This is a genomic window from Acinetobacter rongchengensis, assembly GCF_003611475.1.
GTDB lineage: Bacteria > Pseudomonadota > Gammaproteobacteria > Pseudomonadales > Moraxellaceae > Acinetobacter > Acinetobacter rongchengensis.
Map to the genome: position 1 here is coordinate 106,421 of NZ_RAXT01000006.1, position 17,426 is coordinate 123,846.

12 protein-coding genes are annotated in these 17,426 nt (G+C 38.2%); 8 read left to right on the plus strand and 4 right to left on the minus strand.

Features of this window, described 5'->3' with window-relative positions:
- Positions 1-258: 258 nt before the first annotated feature.
- The 3 genes from D7V20_RS05525 to D7V20_RS05535 form a co-directional block, all read right to left on the minus strand.
- Positions 259-1,698 (minus strand): DUF1254 domain-containing protein, encoded by a 1,440-nt coding sequence (locus D7V20_RS05525; protein WP_120383322.1) that lies wholly within the window; start codon positions 1,696-1,698, stop codon positions 259-261.
- Between the two features lie 328 nt (positions 1,699-2,026).
- Positions 2,027-4,222, minus strand: coding sequence for a TonB-dependent receptor family protein (locus tag D7V20_RS05530; protein WP_120383323.1), 2,196 nt, complete (start codon positions 4,220-4,222; stop codon positions 2,027-2,029).
- A 278-nt stretch (positions 4,223-4,500) separates the two neighbouring features.
- Positions 4,501-5,205 carry an SIMPL domain-containing protein gene (locus tag D7V20_RS05535; protein WP_120383324.1) on the minus strand — a complete coding sequence of 235 codons (705 nt, stop codon included), beginning with the start codon at positions 5,203-5,205 and terminating at the stop codon, positions 4,501-4,503.
- Between the two features lie 497 nt (positions 5,206-5,702).
- Between D7V20_RS05535 and D7V20_RS05540 the strand changes: the two genes are divergently transcribed.
- Both D7V20_RS05540 and D7V20_RS05545 read left to right on the plus strand, forming a co-directional pair.
- Positions 5,703-7,076 (plus strand): diaminobutyrate--2-oxoglutarate transaminase, encoded by a 1,374-nt coding sequence (locus tag D7V20_RS05540; protein WP_120383325.1) that lies wholly within the window; start codon positions 5,703-5,705, stop codon positions 7,074-7,076.
- A 3-nt stretch (positions 7,077-7,079) separates the two neighbouring features.
- On the plus strand, positions 7,080-8,612 hold the full coding sequence (locus tag D7V20_RS05545; protein WP_120383326.1) for a pyridoxal phosphate-dependent decarboxylase family protein: 1,533 nt from the start codon (positions 7,080-7,082) through the stop codon (positions 8,610-8,612).
- Between the two features lie 150 nt (positions 8,613-8,762).
- Here D7V20_RS05545 and D7V20_RS05550 read toward each other — a convergent pair whose 3' ends face one another.
- Positions 8,763-9,125: a hypothetical protein gene (locus tag D7V20_RS05550; protein WP_235831599.1), complete on the minus strand. Its 363-nt coding sequence runs from the start codon at positions 9,123-9,125 to the stop codon at positions 8,763-8,765.
- A 352-nt stretch (positions 9,126-9,477) separates the two neighbouring features.
- On the opposite strand from D7V20_RS05550, the gene D7V20_RS05555 reads away from it, so the two are divergent.
- From D7V20_RS05555 to D7V20_RS05580, 6 genes are all read left to right on the plus strand, one after another.
- Positions 9,478-10,494 (plus strand): substrate-binding domain-containing protein, encoded by a 1,017-nt coding sequence (locus D7V20_RS05555; RefSeq protein WP_120383327.1) that lies wholly within the window; start codon positions 9,478-9,480, stop codon positions 10,492-10,494.
- Positions 10,495-10,598: 104 nt separating this feature from the next.
- Positions 10,599-11,978, plus strand: a complete 1,380-nt coding sequence (gene pstC / locus D7V20_RS05560) for a phosphate ABC transporter permease subunit PstC (protein ID WP_120383328.1) — start codon at positions 10,599-10,601, stop codon at positions 11,976-11,978.
- Positions 11,975-13,369, plus strand: coding sequence for a phosphate ABC transporter permease PstA (gene pstA, locus D7V20_RS05565; RefSeq protein WP_120383329.1), 1,395 nt, complete (start codon positions 11,975-11,977; stop codon positions 13,367-13,369). The genes pstC and pstA overlap by 4 nt, the downstream gene beginning before the upstream one ends.
- Before the next feature lie 15 nt (positions 13,370-13,384).
- Positions 13,385-14,296 (plus strand): phosphate ABC transporter ATP-binding protein PstB, encoded by a 912-nt coding sequence (gene pstB / locus D7V20_RS05570; RefSeq protein ID WP_120383330.1) that lies wholly within the window; start codon positions 13,385-13,387, stop codon positions 14,294-14,296.
- A 298-nt stretch (positions 14,297-14,594) separates the two neighbouring features.
- Positions 14,595-15,557: a protease SohB gene (gene sohB / locus D7V20_RS05575; RefSeq protein WP_120383331.1), complete on the plus strand. Its 963-nt coding sequence runs from the start codon at positions 14,595-14,597 to the stop codon at positions 15,555-15,557.
- Between the two features lie 190 nt (positions 15,558-15,747).
- Complete coding sequence (locus D7V20_RS05580; RefSeq protein ID WP_120383332.1) at positions 15,748-16,890, plus strand: acyl-CoA dehydrogenase family protein; 1,143 nt, start codon at positions 15,748-15,750, stop codon at positions 16,888-16,890.
- The last annotated feature ends 536 nt before the right edge of the window (positions 16,891-17,426 follow it).

Below are 17,426 nucleotides of genomic sequence, written 5' to 3' on the forward strand. Positions count from 1 at the left end.
ACTTTTTGCTTCACCTATGATTCATACCCAAACACCTCATTTTCTGAAATCCGATTTGGTTGTTTGATGTTGCTTTTTTAATTTCAAAGTAAAATTTCTTTCTACCATAGACCTTGGGTGAATTTACATCAAGCGGTTTCATCTTCTAGGGATGAGATTAAGACCGCATTTCTAGAATTTGATTGCCATAGGTTGGATAATCATTCCTCAAAAAAATCCCTCATATTTCATGAGGGATTTGTGTGAACTGGTTTAGATTTATTTCATTCGTACTACTTGAGGTAAAGCATATTGACCAGATAATACTTCTTCGGTTGGTTGATACAAACGTAAAATCAGATAGAAGTTACCTTTCGGTGCTGGTAACCAATTAGCGGCTGTATTCGCCGGTTTTTGATTTTGAATCGTGATATCAATTGAACCATCTGAATTTATCTTTAATCCTTTCGTATCAGATCCAACTTTGAATCGATTGATTGGATTGCTAACCAGCATCTTAGTATCCGCATCATAGATCGTTACAGACCAAAACGCATTTACAGGTGGTGCTTTGGTGAAATGAATCGAGTAGTTATTTGCACCAGTCAAAACATTTTCTTCCGAATCAATATATCGAATTGGATACATCGCTTCTTTTTGACCATTTCCACCGAAATATGGTCCAGTAATCAATGAGCGTAATGGATAGTTAAAGCCAAAGTTATCCATACCAGTCGCCCAGTTCCAACCATTACGGACAGATGAAGAATAAGGGAATGCTGAAACAACAGCTTTAGGTCCATCTTCTAAGCCTTTTAACAGCCCTTTCTTTTCATCAGGAAACATCTTGGTCTCATCAAAACCATCTTTTGTTAAACCCAAACGAGAGAACTGCGCAAACATTGCTTCATCTGCCGCAGGAACTTTATTGTACTTCAGTGCAAAAGCTAAATGTGTCATAAAACCTAATGGATCATTACCAATCGCTGGCATTGGATCTAATTTCGCATCTAGCTTTGGTTTGCCACTCAGAGGGGTGAGTTTAAATTGATCCTGTAGCTTATGTACTTTTGTTAGATTTTCACCTTGGGCAATACGAATACGTCCCCATAACCAAACTTTGTCTGTTTTTACATCTAAGCGTGTAATTCCAGCAGGGATTGTTCCTTTCCAACCAGGAGGAACCAATGCAAATTTACCTGCTTTTGTTCCAGTTGTACGTCGACCAATATAATGTTCTAACTCTTGCCACATATTAAACACATTAACAACATAATAGCGATCATTTGTATCAGGTACAGTAAGAATATACGGTTCATCCAATTTAACAACACTACTCATATAGGCTGTGTCATTGTTAGGCGTTGGCATATCCTTGGCAGTATCTGTAGCTACTTCGCGAGCCCAACCGATTTGGTTCAGTGGTGCTCGATAACTGGTTGCTGGTTTTGGGTTTGGAACATCAATATATTCTCTAATGATTCGCTCCATACGCACTAATGGGTAACCCCATATATACGCTTGTACCCCTTGCGTATAACCGTCAATCTCTAATCCTTCGTTAATTGCATCTGGATTAATCGGCGTTGTTAATAAAGGATCTGGATAGCTACTTGAAGGAGCTGCCAATAAATTAGAGGAAATTAAAGCAGGTGCTGTTGAAAGTAAAATAAAAACGCTGATCGTTTTTAACTTCTTAGGTAAATCATATTTGTTCATTATTAAACCTCTTTTTGTAAAGAATGATTAAGATTGCTTCTATTTTATACATTATTTTTATCATATTATTAGTATAAAAATACATCAGATATGCAAAAAATTATCATGGGTTGAATTTTCCTAAAGTGTGCATAAAAATTATGTTAATTTAGGCATTGGGGCATTCATTTTGTCGTGATTAAATTGTGACTCAAATGTCTATTTTTTCCAATTTCTTATCCTGAATTCATGTCTATTAAAAAAGCTCCAGTCTCATTTTGCGAGATTGGAGCTTAAGTTTTTAATGATTTTTATGATGATTTAAATGCTATCTATCAAAAGTGCAGACTTAAAAATCAACAGAAGTTTGTAAATAGAAGGTACGTGGTTGACCTACATATTTACCGCCTGTTGAGTCAGAAGAACGAGTGAAGTACTGAGTATCAAATACATTTTTCACCCCGCCTGCGACTTTTAGACCGTAAAAATCTTTACCAAAATTATAGCCAGTACGAACAGCAAAAGTTGAATAGCCAGGAATATCACCAGTACGGCCATCGGCAGTTTCTTCTGTTTGATATTGATTGCCAGAACCTGGTGCATGTTGTTTAGACTGGGCAAACATATCTGCATTTACCGACCATTTATTTACGGTATAACCCATGCCTAAGTTGGCCACATGACGTGAATAATAAGGTAGATCTTTACCGTCAAATTTACCTGCTTCAGAGACTGCTTTGGTAAAGGTGTAATTGCTATACGCTTTTAGACCTTTGAGTGAGTCGGACAATGAACCAAAGTCATAGCTTAAACCTGCCTCAACCCCTTTATGACTGGTTGCACCTAGATTAGTCCAAATACCTGTACCAATATTGTCAGGGCGCTCAAGTAAAAGTTCTTTGTCAAAATCTAGATAAAATACGGTAAATTCAGCATTTAAACCATTGCCTAAGTATTTGGTGCCGATTTCGTAGTTATTTGATTTTTCAGGGTGTAAACCATCTAGTGTGGTCACAGCAGTATTGACATTGTTTACAGTTCGAGTCGTTACAAGCTGGTTGTATTGCTGCGGGCCGAATGATACGCCTGCATTGGCAAATACATTCCATTGATCATTGAATGCATACTGTATCGCGATATTCGGTAAAAATTCGTCAGACTTAATTTTTGGATGAACAGTGTTTACTGCAACGCCAGCTTGATAAGCAGTAAAATCGTTGTGGGTTTCAATCGATTCAAAACGTACACCTGGTGTAATCGTCCATGCACCTAGACCAAAACGGTTATCTATATAAATAGCATGCGCTTTTGTTCCACCATCACTGGTGGTATTTGGCACACGTGTTCCGGGAGTGCCTGTCATTGTATTATAAGCAGCGGTACGACCTGAAAACTCAGAACTTTCTTCTTCTAAGTAACGATAACCTACCGTTACTTCATTATTCATTTTGCCCCATGTATAGGCTCTTGAATAACGAGGTTCGATACCAAAGTATTTATAGTCACGAGGTGAGTTACTAATACGGCTATTGGCTGTATTAGCAATCGCCGATTCAAGATCACTAGTACGGAATGAATCTACGTAGTAGCCCAATACTTCGAAATTATTGACATCATCTTTGTGGCTATATTTTACTGAAATGTCAGAACGTCGACCTGCGAAATAGTTACGAAATTGATTTGATTGATAAGGGTTTTCAGCATATTGCGCGGCTGTTAAACCTTCAGGCATTTCTCCACGACCTTCATAATGATGCAGGTTGACTGCAACTTGATCATGATCGGTAAATTGATAAGATGTTTTTAACATTACATCATCAATATCTATTTCATTGTTGGCTTCGCGGTAACCATCACCTTTGGTTCCAGAATAAAGCAGGGCAAGACCTAAACCATTCTCCATTGTGCCACCAATAAATAGGTTTGGACTGTATTTGATTTGATCTGTACCTGTTGCAAACTCAGTGGTTAAACCCACTGAGCCAGAAAAGTATTCAGGAATAGCACGCGTTGTAAAATTGATGATACCGCCCACATTTTGTGGCCCAAAACGTACAGAGCCAGCGCCACGAACGACATCGACAGACTCAATATTCCCCATAGAAAGGGGAGCCATAGATAGCTGTGGTTGACCATAGGGCGCAAAGGATAAAGGGACACCGTCCATTAACACTGTTGAGCGAGGGGATAAACGTGAAGTTAAACCTCGAACCCCTAAGTTTAAAGATACATCACTACCGCCAGTCCCGTTGCTGTCTTGAACTTGAACACCAGGAACTTGTTTTAACGCATCACGAATTGAAGTAACAGCAGAAGCATCCATTTTTTTACGATCGATAATCGTTCGTGCACCTGCATGGTTATGGACTTTTTCTGCATTGGCATTTTCTAACCAGTTGCCTTGGGCTTGAACAACAATCGGCGCAAGTGTCTGCGTTTGATTATTGTCTTCATTTTCTGCATAGCTGATCGACGAAACAGAGAGAAAAGATAATCCAATTGCATAGCTAAGCGTGGATGGCTTGAACTTTAAGCTTTGTAACATGAGCATCCTTGAAAATTCTATAAGAATATGTGCAATAAAAATTTAGCCTATCTTAATCTTTTGTAATCTAAATTTAAATAAACATGATTATCATTTATAACTATTGCTTGGTTAAAATTAATTGAATTTTTAATCAATAATGCACATTTAGGTAGAGCATTGGATTGTGCATTTTAATACGCTATTGGCTAATTGATATTGAGTGCGCTGTTGTTACTATAAATATGCAGGCATAAAAAAACCGTACATAAGCACGGTTTTCATTGATTAAAGTAAAATTATTTCAGTTGAATTGAACCATTGGCATTCACTGTCACCTTAGATTCTCCCGCTGAAACATCTTGAAGTGGTGCAGCTTCAACATCGGCAAATTTTGCCATACTTGCACGCATCATGACGGGTTGTGGGTAATAGTTACTGGTATTTAAATTTAAGTTAACCAAGTTGTAGCTCGATTTATTCCATGCTTGCGTAATGATTTGAGCACGTTGTTGAAAGCTTTTGGAAGCTTCAACCATCAGCTCATTTTCAACTTTCTTACGTTGTTCATCTGAAACAGAGAAGTTAATCGATTGCGTTTGGAAGTTTTGCTGCAATTCACTAATGAGCTGACTGGCTGCTTTAAAGTCTTTACTTTCAATTTGAACTTCTGCGCGTCCACGCCATTCTTTTAATTTTTGGTTGTCATTGTCATATACAGGATAAGTGGTTTGCGAACCTGTTTCGACTTTGACTTGTGGATATTTTTTAGCAAGCGACATGGCTTGATTCATCAATTGAGCAATTTGTGATGACAGCTCAGCAGGCTGTTTGTTGGTTTTTTCAATGAAGAGTACAGCATGCATTTCGTCATTAGACACCTGACGAGTCGCTTCAGCTTGTACATTGACAATATTGTAATTTAAAGGCTCTTTTTCAGCTGCAATAGTCATAGTGCTTAATGTCGTTCCTAAAAGAAGGGTGGTTAAAGCTAAATAACGCATGGCGAATCCTTAAAAGTAAGAGTAAAATTTTTTGACTGAAAGTTATATTAAATTACTTTGAATATATTTTGATATTAAGCATAACTTGCGGATTACTTTGGCAGAATTTGTGGTGTAATTGTAATAATTTACGTATGATTTGAAACTTATATTAAATTAAAAATATTTATAAATCAGCTTATTAGCTGGAAATTATAATCGAGTCATTTTAAGCAGTATACGAATTTTAAATAATCAATAAAATTATTGGGTTTTCTTTGCTTTGTCACATAGTATGATAATAATAGTTGTTTAGAGTTTGCTGAATGTTTTTTTCGATAAATGGAATATAGATAAGTGCATAAAAGATATTTATTTTGTCGTAAAAAACTGTATCATTCCGCTCCTAGTTATGAATACACAAAGCACTCTAACTAGATTCTATAAAGCACCGAGTCAAAAGACCGCAAGTCACCCGACTTATTTCTTTCAACCCATATCAGAGATGGTAATTCGATATGAGCGTTACTTCTGTAAATCCTGCTGCCACTTCCACAAACGAATACTACTTGACTCGCCAAAGTCAGATGGAATCGAATGTTCGTAGTTATCCACGTAAATTACCGTTAGCGATAGCGGAAGCACATGGTTGTTGGGTTACCGATGTTGAAGGTACAAAATACCTCGATTGTTTAGCTGGGGCAGGAACATTGGCTTTAGGCCATAATCATCCTGCGGTAATTCAAAGTATTCAAGACACTTTAGCGAGTGGTCTACCTTTACATACTTTAGATTTAACAACGCCTTTAAAAGATGCTTTTACTGAAGCACTTCTTGAACAACTTCCAGGTGGTCAAGAAGAGTATTGCTTACAGTTCTGTGGTCCATCTGGTGCAGATGGTACAGAAGCAGCAATTAAATTGGCAAAGACCTATACAGGTCGTAGCACAGTAATCAGTTTTTCTGGTGGCTATCATGGGATGACTCATGGTGCACTTGCAATGACAGGTAACTTATCTGCTAAGAATGCGGTCAATGGCTTAATGCCAGGCGTACAATTTATGCCATACCCGCATGAATATCGTTGCCCACTTGGGCTTGGCGGTGAAGCAGGTGTAGATGCGTTAACGTATTTCTTCGAAAACTTTATTGAAGATGTTGAAAGCGGTGTAACTAAGCCAGCTGCTGTGATTCTTGAAGCAATTCAAGGTGAAGGTGGTGTGGTAACTGCGCCAACAAAATGGTTGCAAAAAATCCGTGAAGTGACTGAGCGTCATAACATCGTATTGATTCTTGATGAAGTTCAAGCTGGTTTTGCACGTTCAGGTAAAATGTTTGCCTTTGAACATGCGGGTATTGAACCTGATGTAGTGGTAATGTCTAAAGCTGTTGGTGGTAGTTTACCATTGGCTGTTTTAGCGATTAAACGTAAGTTTGATGCATGGCAACCAGCAGGTCACACGGGTACATTCCGTGGTAACCAACTTGCTATGGGTACGGGTCTTGCGACCATCAAAACCATTAAAGAACAAAACCTTGCGAAAAATGCACAAGAGCGTGGTGATTTCTTACAAGCTGAATTGAAAAAATTAGCTGTTGAATTCCCGTGTATCGGTAATGTTCGTGGTCGTGGTTTAATGATCGGTGTTGAAATTGTGGATGAGCGTAAAGCTGCGGATCATATGGGTTCATTACCTGCAGATTCACAGTTGGCTGCTGCAATTCAAACAGCTTGTTTCAACAATAAATTATTGCTTGAAAAAGGTGGTCGTGGCGGTACAGTTATTCGTTTACTTTGCCCATTGATTATCACTCATGAAGAATGTGTTGAAGCACTTGCTCGCTTTAAGAAAGCAGTTGCTGAAGCGCTTGTTGCAGTTCGAGGCGCATAAGTTATGGTAGATTTTGCAGAACACCGTAAAGCGTTACTCTGCAATGATGCTCAATCTATTGTTGACTATGAGTCAGCAATGGGTGAGGCGACTAAAGCAGTCGCAGCATGGTTGCAAAACGATAAAATGTACACTGGCGGAAGCATCAAAGATCTTCGCAGTGCAATTGCGTTTAATCCTTCAAAAGAAGGTTTAGGTGTACATAAAGCATTGGAGCGTATGGTTGAGCTTTTCTTAAATAAAAGCTTAAAAGTACATCATCCACATTCTTTAGCACATTTACATTGTCCGACAATGGTGACAAGTCAAATTGCTGAAGTACTGATTAATGCGACTAACCAATCTATGGACTCATGGGATCAAAGCCCTGCGGGTTCTTTGATGGAAGTTCAACTCATCGATTGGTTACGTCAAAAAGTGGGTTATGGCGCAGGTCAAGCAGGTGTATTCACTTCAGGTGGAACACAATCAAACTTGATGGGTGTTTTACTGGCACGTGATGCATGTATTTCTAAAAATTGGAAAGATGAAAACGGTAATCCGTGGTCTGTACAGCGTGATGGTATCCCTGCGGATGCGATGCGCAACGTCAAAGTGATTTGTTCTGAAAATGCACATTTCTCTGTGCAAAAGAACATGGCAATGATGGGTATGGGCTTCCAATCTGTAGTGACTGTTCCTGTGAATGGTAACGCACAGATGGATACTGATGCATTAGAAAAAACCATGGCGCATCTTCAAGCTGAAGGTAAGATCGTGGCATGTGTTGTTGCAACAGCGGGTACAACGGATGCAGGTGCGATTGATCCACTGAAAAAGATCCGTGAAATCACCAACAAATATGGTGCATGGATGCATATCGATGCGGCATGGGGTGGTGCACTGATTCTTTCTAACGATTATCGTTCTATGCTCGATGGAATTGAATTGTCTGATTCTGTGACACTAGACTTCCATAAGCATTATTTCCAAACAATTTCTTGTGGTGCGTTCTTGTTAAAAGATGAAGCGAATTATCGTTTCATGCATTATGAAGCTGAGTACTTAAACTCTGCGTATGATGAAGAACATGGTGTACCGAACCTCGTATCTAAGTCTTTACAAACCACACGCCGTTTTGACGCGTTGAAATTGTGGATGACCGTTGAATCACTTGGTGAAGAGTTGTACGGTTCAATGATCGATCATGGTGTTGATTTAACACGTGATGTTGCAGCATATATCAATGCAACAGAAGGTTTGGAAATGTTGGTTGATCCACAATTCGCTTCTGTATTGTTCCGTGTTGTTCCAGCAGGCTATCCAGTTGAGTTACTCGATAGCTTAAACCAAAACGTTGCAGATGAACTATTTGCACGTGGTGAAGCGAATATTGGGGTAACCAAAGTCGGTAATGTTCAATCATTGAAAATGACCACTTTAAGCCCTGTTGCAACTTTAGATAACGTGAAGAATTTGCTAGGTCTTGTCCTTGCAGAAGCTGAGCGCATTAAAGGTGCAATTGCTGACGGTACATATACACCTGCGATTGATTAATCTGCCTTGGTGATATGCAAGAAGGAGATCAAATGATCTCCTTTTTTGTATTTTATAATAATCAGATTCGCATTTTTATGAGAATATCTTTTAGCATGAATAACAACTGTATATTCAATCCTCTATCAGCATTTAACCATGATTTACTGATTAGCCATAATAATCTTTAAGCATTTTGCTAAAACTCAATAGGAATGAACTGAGTATGATGAGCGCCATGGAGAAGCTACTGCAAAAGAAAATAATTTTTTGGTAGTTTTGCCTACAACTGTCCATCAAAGGCAAATGGTAGACATGATACATCGAACGTAGTGTTTGCATGGTGAGAATGAACAGTGAAATAAAACTGAAGCTGATCAATAGGTTTTGCATCAGAAAAGAGGAACTGATTTGTGATAATAAAATGTAAATAATTAAGCAACTCATTGTAATAATTAAGGTGATCATACTGGTTGAAGCAACCATTTTTAGAAATGTTTCATGCCATTCTATACGGGTTAATATTTTCATCATCAATTACTCTTTTTTATTATTTTAAGCTATCTTTGATGATAAAATAATGAGTTTACGACTTAACTTGTCGCCTAAATAAGTAAAATAAAAGCGGTTAATTGTGACATATAAATGAATGATTACATTTATATCTATAGAATTAGAAAAAAATAAAAATATATTACTTTCTATTACATATTGAATTTAAAAGATTTTTAATTAAAATAATTCTGAAATATCAATTATCATAAAAGCGTCATAAAGCTGTAACTTCTTTGTCATATTTTAAAATCAAAATGCAGTTATCCGAAAAGTACAACATGACTAACAAATGGCGTACTTCAAAATTGCAAGCTTATTAAGAGAGAAAAGAATGCGCTTAAATCACATTGCACTTGCTTTAGTTGTTTCAGGGGCGGCGGTTGCAACCACAGCTAATGCAGCTCGTGACACGATTCAAATTGCTGGTTCTTCAACTGTACTTCCATATGCAAGTATTGTTGCAGAAGAGTTTGGTCATACATTCCCACAGTTCAAAGCACCTGTTGTCGGCTCTGGTGGTAGTTCTGCAGGTTTAAAACAATTCTGTTCTGGTGTGGGTGACAACACTATCGACATCGCAAACGCTTCTCGTAAAATTAAAGATACTGAAATTGCTGCATGTAAAAAAGCAGGCGTAAATAAAATCAAAGAAATCAAAATTGGTTATGACGGTATCGTATTTGCTTCAAATTCAAGCAAAGCGGCTTATAAATTACGTCCACAACACGTTTTTGCAGCGTTATCGGCAGAATTACCATCAAATGGTAAATTGGTTCCAAACCCTTATACACGTTGGAACCAAATTGACAAATCACTTCCTAATGAAGCGATTACTCTAGTCATCCCTGCATCTAACCACGGTACACGTGAAGTGTTCCAAGAAAAAATGGTTGAAGCTGGATGTGAAGCTTACGAATACTATAAAAAATTAGATAAAGATGCACAGAAAAAAGCATGTTCATCTTTCCGTAAAGACGGACGAGTGATTGAAATTGCAGGTGACTATACTGAAACACTTGCACGTTTAAAATCTTCTCCAAATGCAGTTGGTGTTTTCGGTCTAGGTTTCTATGATCAAAACCGTGACAAATTACGTGTTGCGACAGTAAACAATGTAACACCTTCTGAGCAAACCATTCTCAATGGTACATACCCAGTATCTCGTCCTTTATACTTCTATGTGAAAGGTGAGCATTTGCAGTCGATTAAAGGCTTAAAAGAATATACTGAATACTTCTTAAACAAGAAAGTATCGGGTAAAGGTTCTAAATTAGACAAAGCAGGTTTAATTTCAATGTCTGATTCTGAGCGCGCAAAAATTCTTGCAACATTTAAAGCTGGTAAATAATCAATCAGTCATAATCGAAGCTGATGGTGGGCGACTACCATCGGCTTTCAATGCTAAGCAGAGTTTTTTCAAATCATGAAAATTGGAAAAACGGTGGAGAATACATGAATCTGCTACTTATTGGCGTGTTATTAGCTTTAATTGCTATCGCATATCAAATCGGGCTACGAAAAAGCCGAAGCCTAGCAGGTAAGGGGAATAACACTGCAATCTTACATTCGCGTCCAGGCTATTATGGTTCATTGGTTGCGTTATGGTGTGGCATTCCTGCTTTTTTAATTTTGATCATTTGGAATTTGGTTGAACCAAGCATTTTACAACACTTAATTTTACAGAATATTCCTGTAAATATTGCTTCTACACTGGATGAAGCGGGAGTTGATGTACTGGTTGACCGTATTCAAGCGATTGCTTCTGGGTTTGGGGTAACAGATACACCCGCAGCTTATGAAATTGCTGCAGCAGAACAACTGGCTAAATTTGAAAGAATTGGTTCATTTGCAAAATTCGCAGTAGTCGTTTGTGCTGCAATGCTCGGACTTGTTTGGGCAAAGAAAAGAATAAGCCAACAATTCCGTGCACGTAATGAAGTAGAAAAAACCATTAATGTTGTCTTGATTCTCTGTTCTGGAGTGGCGATTCTCACCACTGTTGGCATTGTGATGTCGATGTTTAGTGAAGCAATGCATTTCTTTAAATTTGTCAGTCCAATTGACTTTTTCTTTGGCACAGAGTGGAATCCAGGTTTTAGTACTTCAGGAAATGCTGAGGGTAGCTACGGATTATTACCATTGCTTTGGGGTACGCTCATGGTGAGTGGTATCGCATTATTGGTTGCTGTGCCGCTTGGTTTAATGATTGCCATTTATCTCGCTGAATATGCATCTCCTCGCTTTCGTTCTTGGGCAAAACCAACCATCGAAGTTTTAGCGGGTATTCCTACGATTGTGTATGGTGTTTTTGCCATCATGGTGATTGGTCCTGTATTTAAAATGATGGGCAATGCAGTTGGTATCGATGTGAATGCAACCAGTGCTTTGACCGCAGGTTTTGCTATGGGAATTATGATTATTCCATTCGTATCTTCATTATCTGACGACATTATCACCCAAGTTCCTCGTGCATTACGTGATGGTTCATTGGGCTTAGGTGCAACCAAGTCTGAAACCATTCGCCAAGTTGTTTTACCTGCTGCTTTACCAGGGATTACAGGTGCATTCTTGCTTGCTGTTTCTCGTGCTGTAGGGGAAACCATGATCGTGGTGCTTGCAGCAGGGAACAGTCCTTTATTGCATATCAATCCACTCGAAGCGGTTTCAACTGTGACAGTGACGATTGTAAAGCAATTAACAGGCGATACAGATTTTGCAAGTCCACAAGCTTTAGTGGCATTTGCACTAGGTTTAACCTTATTTGTCATTACATTGTGTTTAAACATTGTTGCACTTTACATCGTGCGTAAATATCGTGAGCAATACGAATGAGTACATCAAATACATCTCCTGTGGATCAAAATGTATTTGATCCTCAAGTTGCGGCTGAGCTTCGTGAAAAACGTAAGGCAAAAATTGCAAGTTCATTGTCAAAGCGTCATCGTAAAGAAAAAACATTTCGTATTGTTGGTTTCACTTCGGTGGTGATTGGTCTAGCCTTCGTTGCAGTTTTGTTTGGTAGTATTTTATACAAAGGACTTCCAGCATTTTGGCAAGCCAGTATGACTGTTCCTGTTTATTTTGATCCAACTGTGATTGATGCAGGGCCAAAACCGACTCAGAAAGTGGGTGAGTCGCCTGCGCATTATGAAGAGCGCTATGTGGACTGGCAAACCAAGATGGGCATGGTCGATTGGGATGCCTTAATCGTAAATGGTTTGATTGCAAAAGATCCTTCACTTGAAAGCCAACGTGATGAACTCAGTAGTTTGTACACCAGTTCAGAAGCGTATCGTATTCGAGATATGGTATTTAAAGATCCGTCTTTAATTGGTAAAAAAATAGAATTGAATTTCCTTGCAGATGCCAATATTGATGTGTGGTTGGCAGGTAATATTGATCGTTCTTTGCCTGATGATCAACAACAGCTAAGCCCAGAAATACGTAAACTTTCTGATGATTTAGCGGCAAAAGGTGTGATTGAACGAACTTTCAATACGCAATTGTTCAGTAATCCAGATTCACGTAGTTCGCCAGCAACAGCAGGTTTAGCGGGTGCATTTATGGGTTCATTGTTCATGATGCTTATCGTGATTGTGATCTCTATTCCGCTTGGTGTAGCCAGTGCAATTTATCTTGAAGAGTTTGCACCAAAGAACTTCATCACTGACATTATTGAAGTGAATATCAATAACCTTGCAGCTGTTCCATCGATTGTATTTGGTTTGCTTGGTGCAGCAATCTTTATCGGTTGGATGCATTTACCGATTTCAGCACCTTTGGTTGGTGGTTTAGTCCTCAGCTTGATGACACTCCCAACGGTGATCATTACTACACGTGCTTCACTTAAAGCTGTACCACCCTCTATTCGCCAAGCTGCCTTAGGTATCGGTGCATCACGTTTACAAACTGTTTTTCATCATGTATTGCCATTGGCATTACCTGGAATTATGACAGGTGCCATCATTGGTGTTGCGCATGCTTTAGGTGAAACTGCACCATTGTTATTGATTGGGATGAGTGCATTCGTTGCAAATATTCCAGCGACACCATTAGACCAGTCTACAGCATTACCTGTTCAAGTTTACTTATGGCAAGGCAATGAATTGCGTAACTTCTTTGAAGGACGTACAGCAGCTGCCATCATTGTTCTATTGGCATTGATGGTTGGTCTCAACAGCTTTGCGATTTGGTTACGTAAGAAATTTGAAGTTCGCTGGTAATAAAGGGCACAATATATGAATACTGTAGAAATTAAAAATTCCTTAGAACAGGATAGAATCGTGAATTCAGAACAATCTCAATCAGCGTTGAATGAAACAGAGCAAAAGCGTCAAGCGACGTCATTTGTTTCGCAATTTGAATCTAGTGCGCCAAAAAAAGAAAAAAACTCAACGGTTAAAATCAGCACTGAAGATGTACATGTTTATTATGGTGAATCAGAAGCCATCAAAGGTATCGATCTTCAAATCTTTGAAAATGAAGTGATTGCATTTATTGGGCCGTCAGGCTGTGGTAAATCAACATTTTTACGTACTTTAAACCGTATGAATGACACGATTGATACTTGTCGTGTAACCGGTAAGGTTCGTTTAGATAATCAAGATATTTATGATCCAAATCTTGATGTAGTTTTACTTCGTGCTCAAGTGGGTATGGTCTTTCAAAAACCAAACCCATTTCCAAAGTCAATTTTTGATAATGTGGCTTATGGTCCTAAACTTCATGGTTTAGCACGTGATAAGTACGATTTAGAAGAAATTGTGGAAAATAGTTTGCGTAAAGCTGGGTTGTGGGACGAAGTCAAAGATCGTTTAAATCAGCCAGGTACAGGTCTTTCAGGCGGTCAGCAACAGCGTCTTTGTATTGCACGTACCATTGCAGTGAGTCCAGATGTGATCTTGATGGATGAACCATGTTCTGCACTTGATCCGATTGCAACTGCAAAAATTGAAGAATTAATTTCAGAACTTTCTGCACAATATACGATTGCGATTGTAACGCATTCTATGCAACAGGCTGCTCGTGTATCTGATCGTACTGCATACTTCCATTTAGGTGATTTGATTGAAGTGAATGCGACTGAGAAAGTATTCACCCAACCTGATCATCAATTAACCGAAGCTTATATCACAGGTCGTTTTGGTTGATTTAAAACAAATTGTGAAATTGAAAGAGCCGAAAGGCTCTTTTTTTATCTTTTTGAATAGTCAGTTGCTTAAGGCTGTAACATCTAAACCGAATGCTAAGGCACTTTCTCATTTACAAACAATCAGGTGTCATACACCAACAGCAGCTTGAAACTCAAACTTTGATTAAGTGAGTTGAAAATATGAAGTGTTTGATTTGCGTTGTTGATAACATTTAATTTAAACATCGCTATTGAAAAATATCTGCATTGACCTAATCTAAGATGAAAGCCTAGGCCTATTAGAGAATATAAATTTTATGTTATTTCATTTACCTAAAGTACCTGCAGAGATCCATATTGGTCATTTAAATGCACGTATTAACGAACAAAGAAAAAGAATTGCGCAAACAACATCTTCTAAACTAGAGCTTTTACAACTGACACAACAGTTTTCTAAAGAAGCACGGTTAAGAAAGAAAAATAACCAAAAAGTCTATGTTTTAGATTTTAAAGGTGATGTGCAAGCTTCTGCAGTTGAAAATTTACGTGAAGAAATTACTCTAATTTTGGCAACAGCAAAAGCAGGTCGTGATCGTGTCGTGGTTCGCCTAGAGAGTCCAGGTGGTATGGTACATGGATACGGTCTGGCCGCTGCACAATTGGTTCGCTTACGTGAAGCAGGCTTTAACTTGACCATTTGTGTCGATAAAGTTGCAGCAAGCGGTGGTTATATGATGGCTTGTATTGCAAGTGAAATTATCTCGGCTCCCTTTGCTGTGGTTGGTTCGATTGGTGTGGTTGCTCAAGTTCCGAATTTCAATCGTTTACTGAAAGAGCACCATGTAGATTTTGAACTTTATACCGCAGGTCAATTCAAACGTACCGTGACCATGTTTGGTGAAAATACGCCAGAAGGTAAGGCTAAGTTTGAAGAAGAATTGCAACAAACGCATCAATTATTTAAACACTTTGTTGAAAAGTATCGTCCGCAACTCAATGTTGAAAATGTTGCTACGGGTGAGCACTGGTATGGTGAGGATGCACGTAATTTAAATCTAGTGGATAAATTACAAACGTCAGATGAATATTTACTCGGTTTATTGCCAAATCATGATGTTTATGTGATTCAAACACGCCGTAAGCCTACTTTAGGTGAAAAATTAGGATTGCAAGCTGCGCAAATGGCAGATGCTTTGATTCCTTCACTGATGAATAAGTTGGTGAATGAAGTCACTAAATTAAACTCATCATTACCGATGTTTAAAGACAACAAATTTTAATATCTATCATTGGTGTTATATTTAAAGAGTAATCAATGCACATTGATTACTCTTTTTTATATATGAAGTGCCGTTTATTGGCTAAATAAACATAAAAAAATGACCTCATGTGATCATGAAAGTTTTCTCAAAATTGATTAGCATGAGCTGAATAGGAATTTAAACAACAAACTGAATAAGGAATACCTTGATGCTTGCTTATGATGCAGATTTAGAACTTTTTCGTGATAATTTTAAACGTTTTATGAATGAACATATTGCTCCTTTTTATGAGCAATGGGAAAAAGAAGGCTTGATGCCTCGTTCGGTATGGACACTTTTGGGTGAAAATGGCTATTTGTGTGTTGATGTCCCTGAAGAATATGGGGGCTATGGCGTACCTACCGAATATTCTTTGATGTTGGTTGAAGAATCATCACGAGCAGGCTATGGCGCACTATCAACTGCTATTTCATGTCATTCAGAAATTGCAGCGCCGTATATTCTGCATATTGCCAATGAAGAACAAAAACAATATTGGCTACCTAAAATGGTTGCAGGTGAAGTGGTTGGTGCGATCGGTATGACTGAGCCGGGAGCAGGTTCTGATCTGCAAGCAATGCGTACTTCAGCGATTTTGAATGGTGATCATTATGTTTTAAATGGTTCAAAAACCTTTATTTCAAATGGTCAACATGCAGATTTAGTAGTGCTCGCATGTAAAACTGATCCGCAAGCACGTGCAAAAGGTGTGTCATTGCTTTTGGTTGATACGCATTTGGAAGGCTTCAAAAAAGGCACAAATTTAGACAAAATCGGTTTACATTCTCAAGATACTTCTGAATTGTTCTTTGACAATGTCAAAGTTCCTGCCAATCAACTTTTGGGCAATGCTGGAAATGGTTTTGCTTATTTGATGCAAGAATTACCACGTGAACGTACTGCAATTGCTGCAACGGCTTTGGGTGCAATTCGTGGTGCGATAGATGTTGCGACAGTTTATGTCAAAGAACGTCAGGCTTTTGGTCAAGCGATTGGTAATTTCCAAAATACGCGTTTTGTTTTAGCCCAAGCAAAAATTGATGAATTAGCAACAGCAGCTTTTTATAACCAAAATTTAGCGTTATATAAAGAAAATAAATTGGATGTTGAAACAGCTGCGGCTTTGAAAAGCTTTAGTACAGACATGCAAATGAAAGTTGCAGATCACTTACTTCAGTTGTTTGGTGGCTATGGTTATATGACTGAATATCCGATTTCACGTTTCTTTGTCGATGCGCGTATCCAGCGTATCTATGGTGGAACCAATGAAATTATGAAAGAAATCGTAGCACGTGGGATGATTGGGCGTTAATCTGTATTTATTTTTTAAGTATGTGGAAGCTATCATCTGATAGCTTCCATGATTGAGGAATAAAATAAATTGAAACAAGAACTAGAAAACACCAACAATACCAAAAGCTTATTCAAGCAAGAAATCAGTTTGTAATCCGTTTTTTCTCTTTACCGTTTTTAATATATTTCTGTTATTACCTCTTAAAAATATTCATTGCGACTCAAGGCTTGGTTTTTGTTTTGACGATGATTTTTGGAATTTTTGCTTATCTCTTTGTCATGTTTGGTTTTTTAATGAAAGATATTTGTCCTTGGTGTAAACAACATTTCTTCTCTCAATCAAGTGGTGGTCCAATTTACATCAAATCTATCGGGTTATTTACACGAAAGCATTGTGCACATTGCCAAGAACCTAAAACCAAATCAAATTGATTTAATTTAGCCCAGTCATCAAATTAAGCACGTAAACATTTAAGCATTCACTAATAAAAATGGGTGATTCTTGTGTTGAACGAGAAGAGGTTTGATAAAAAGTATGATCAGATTAATAAAGTC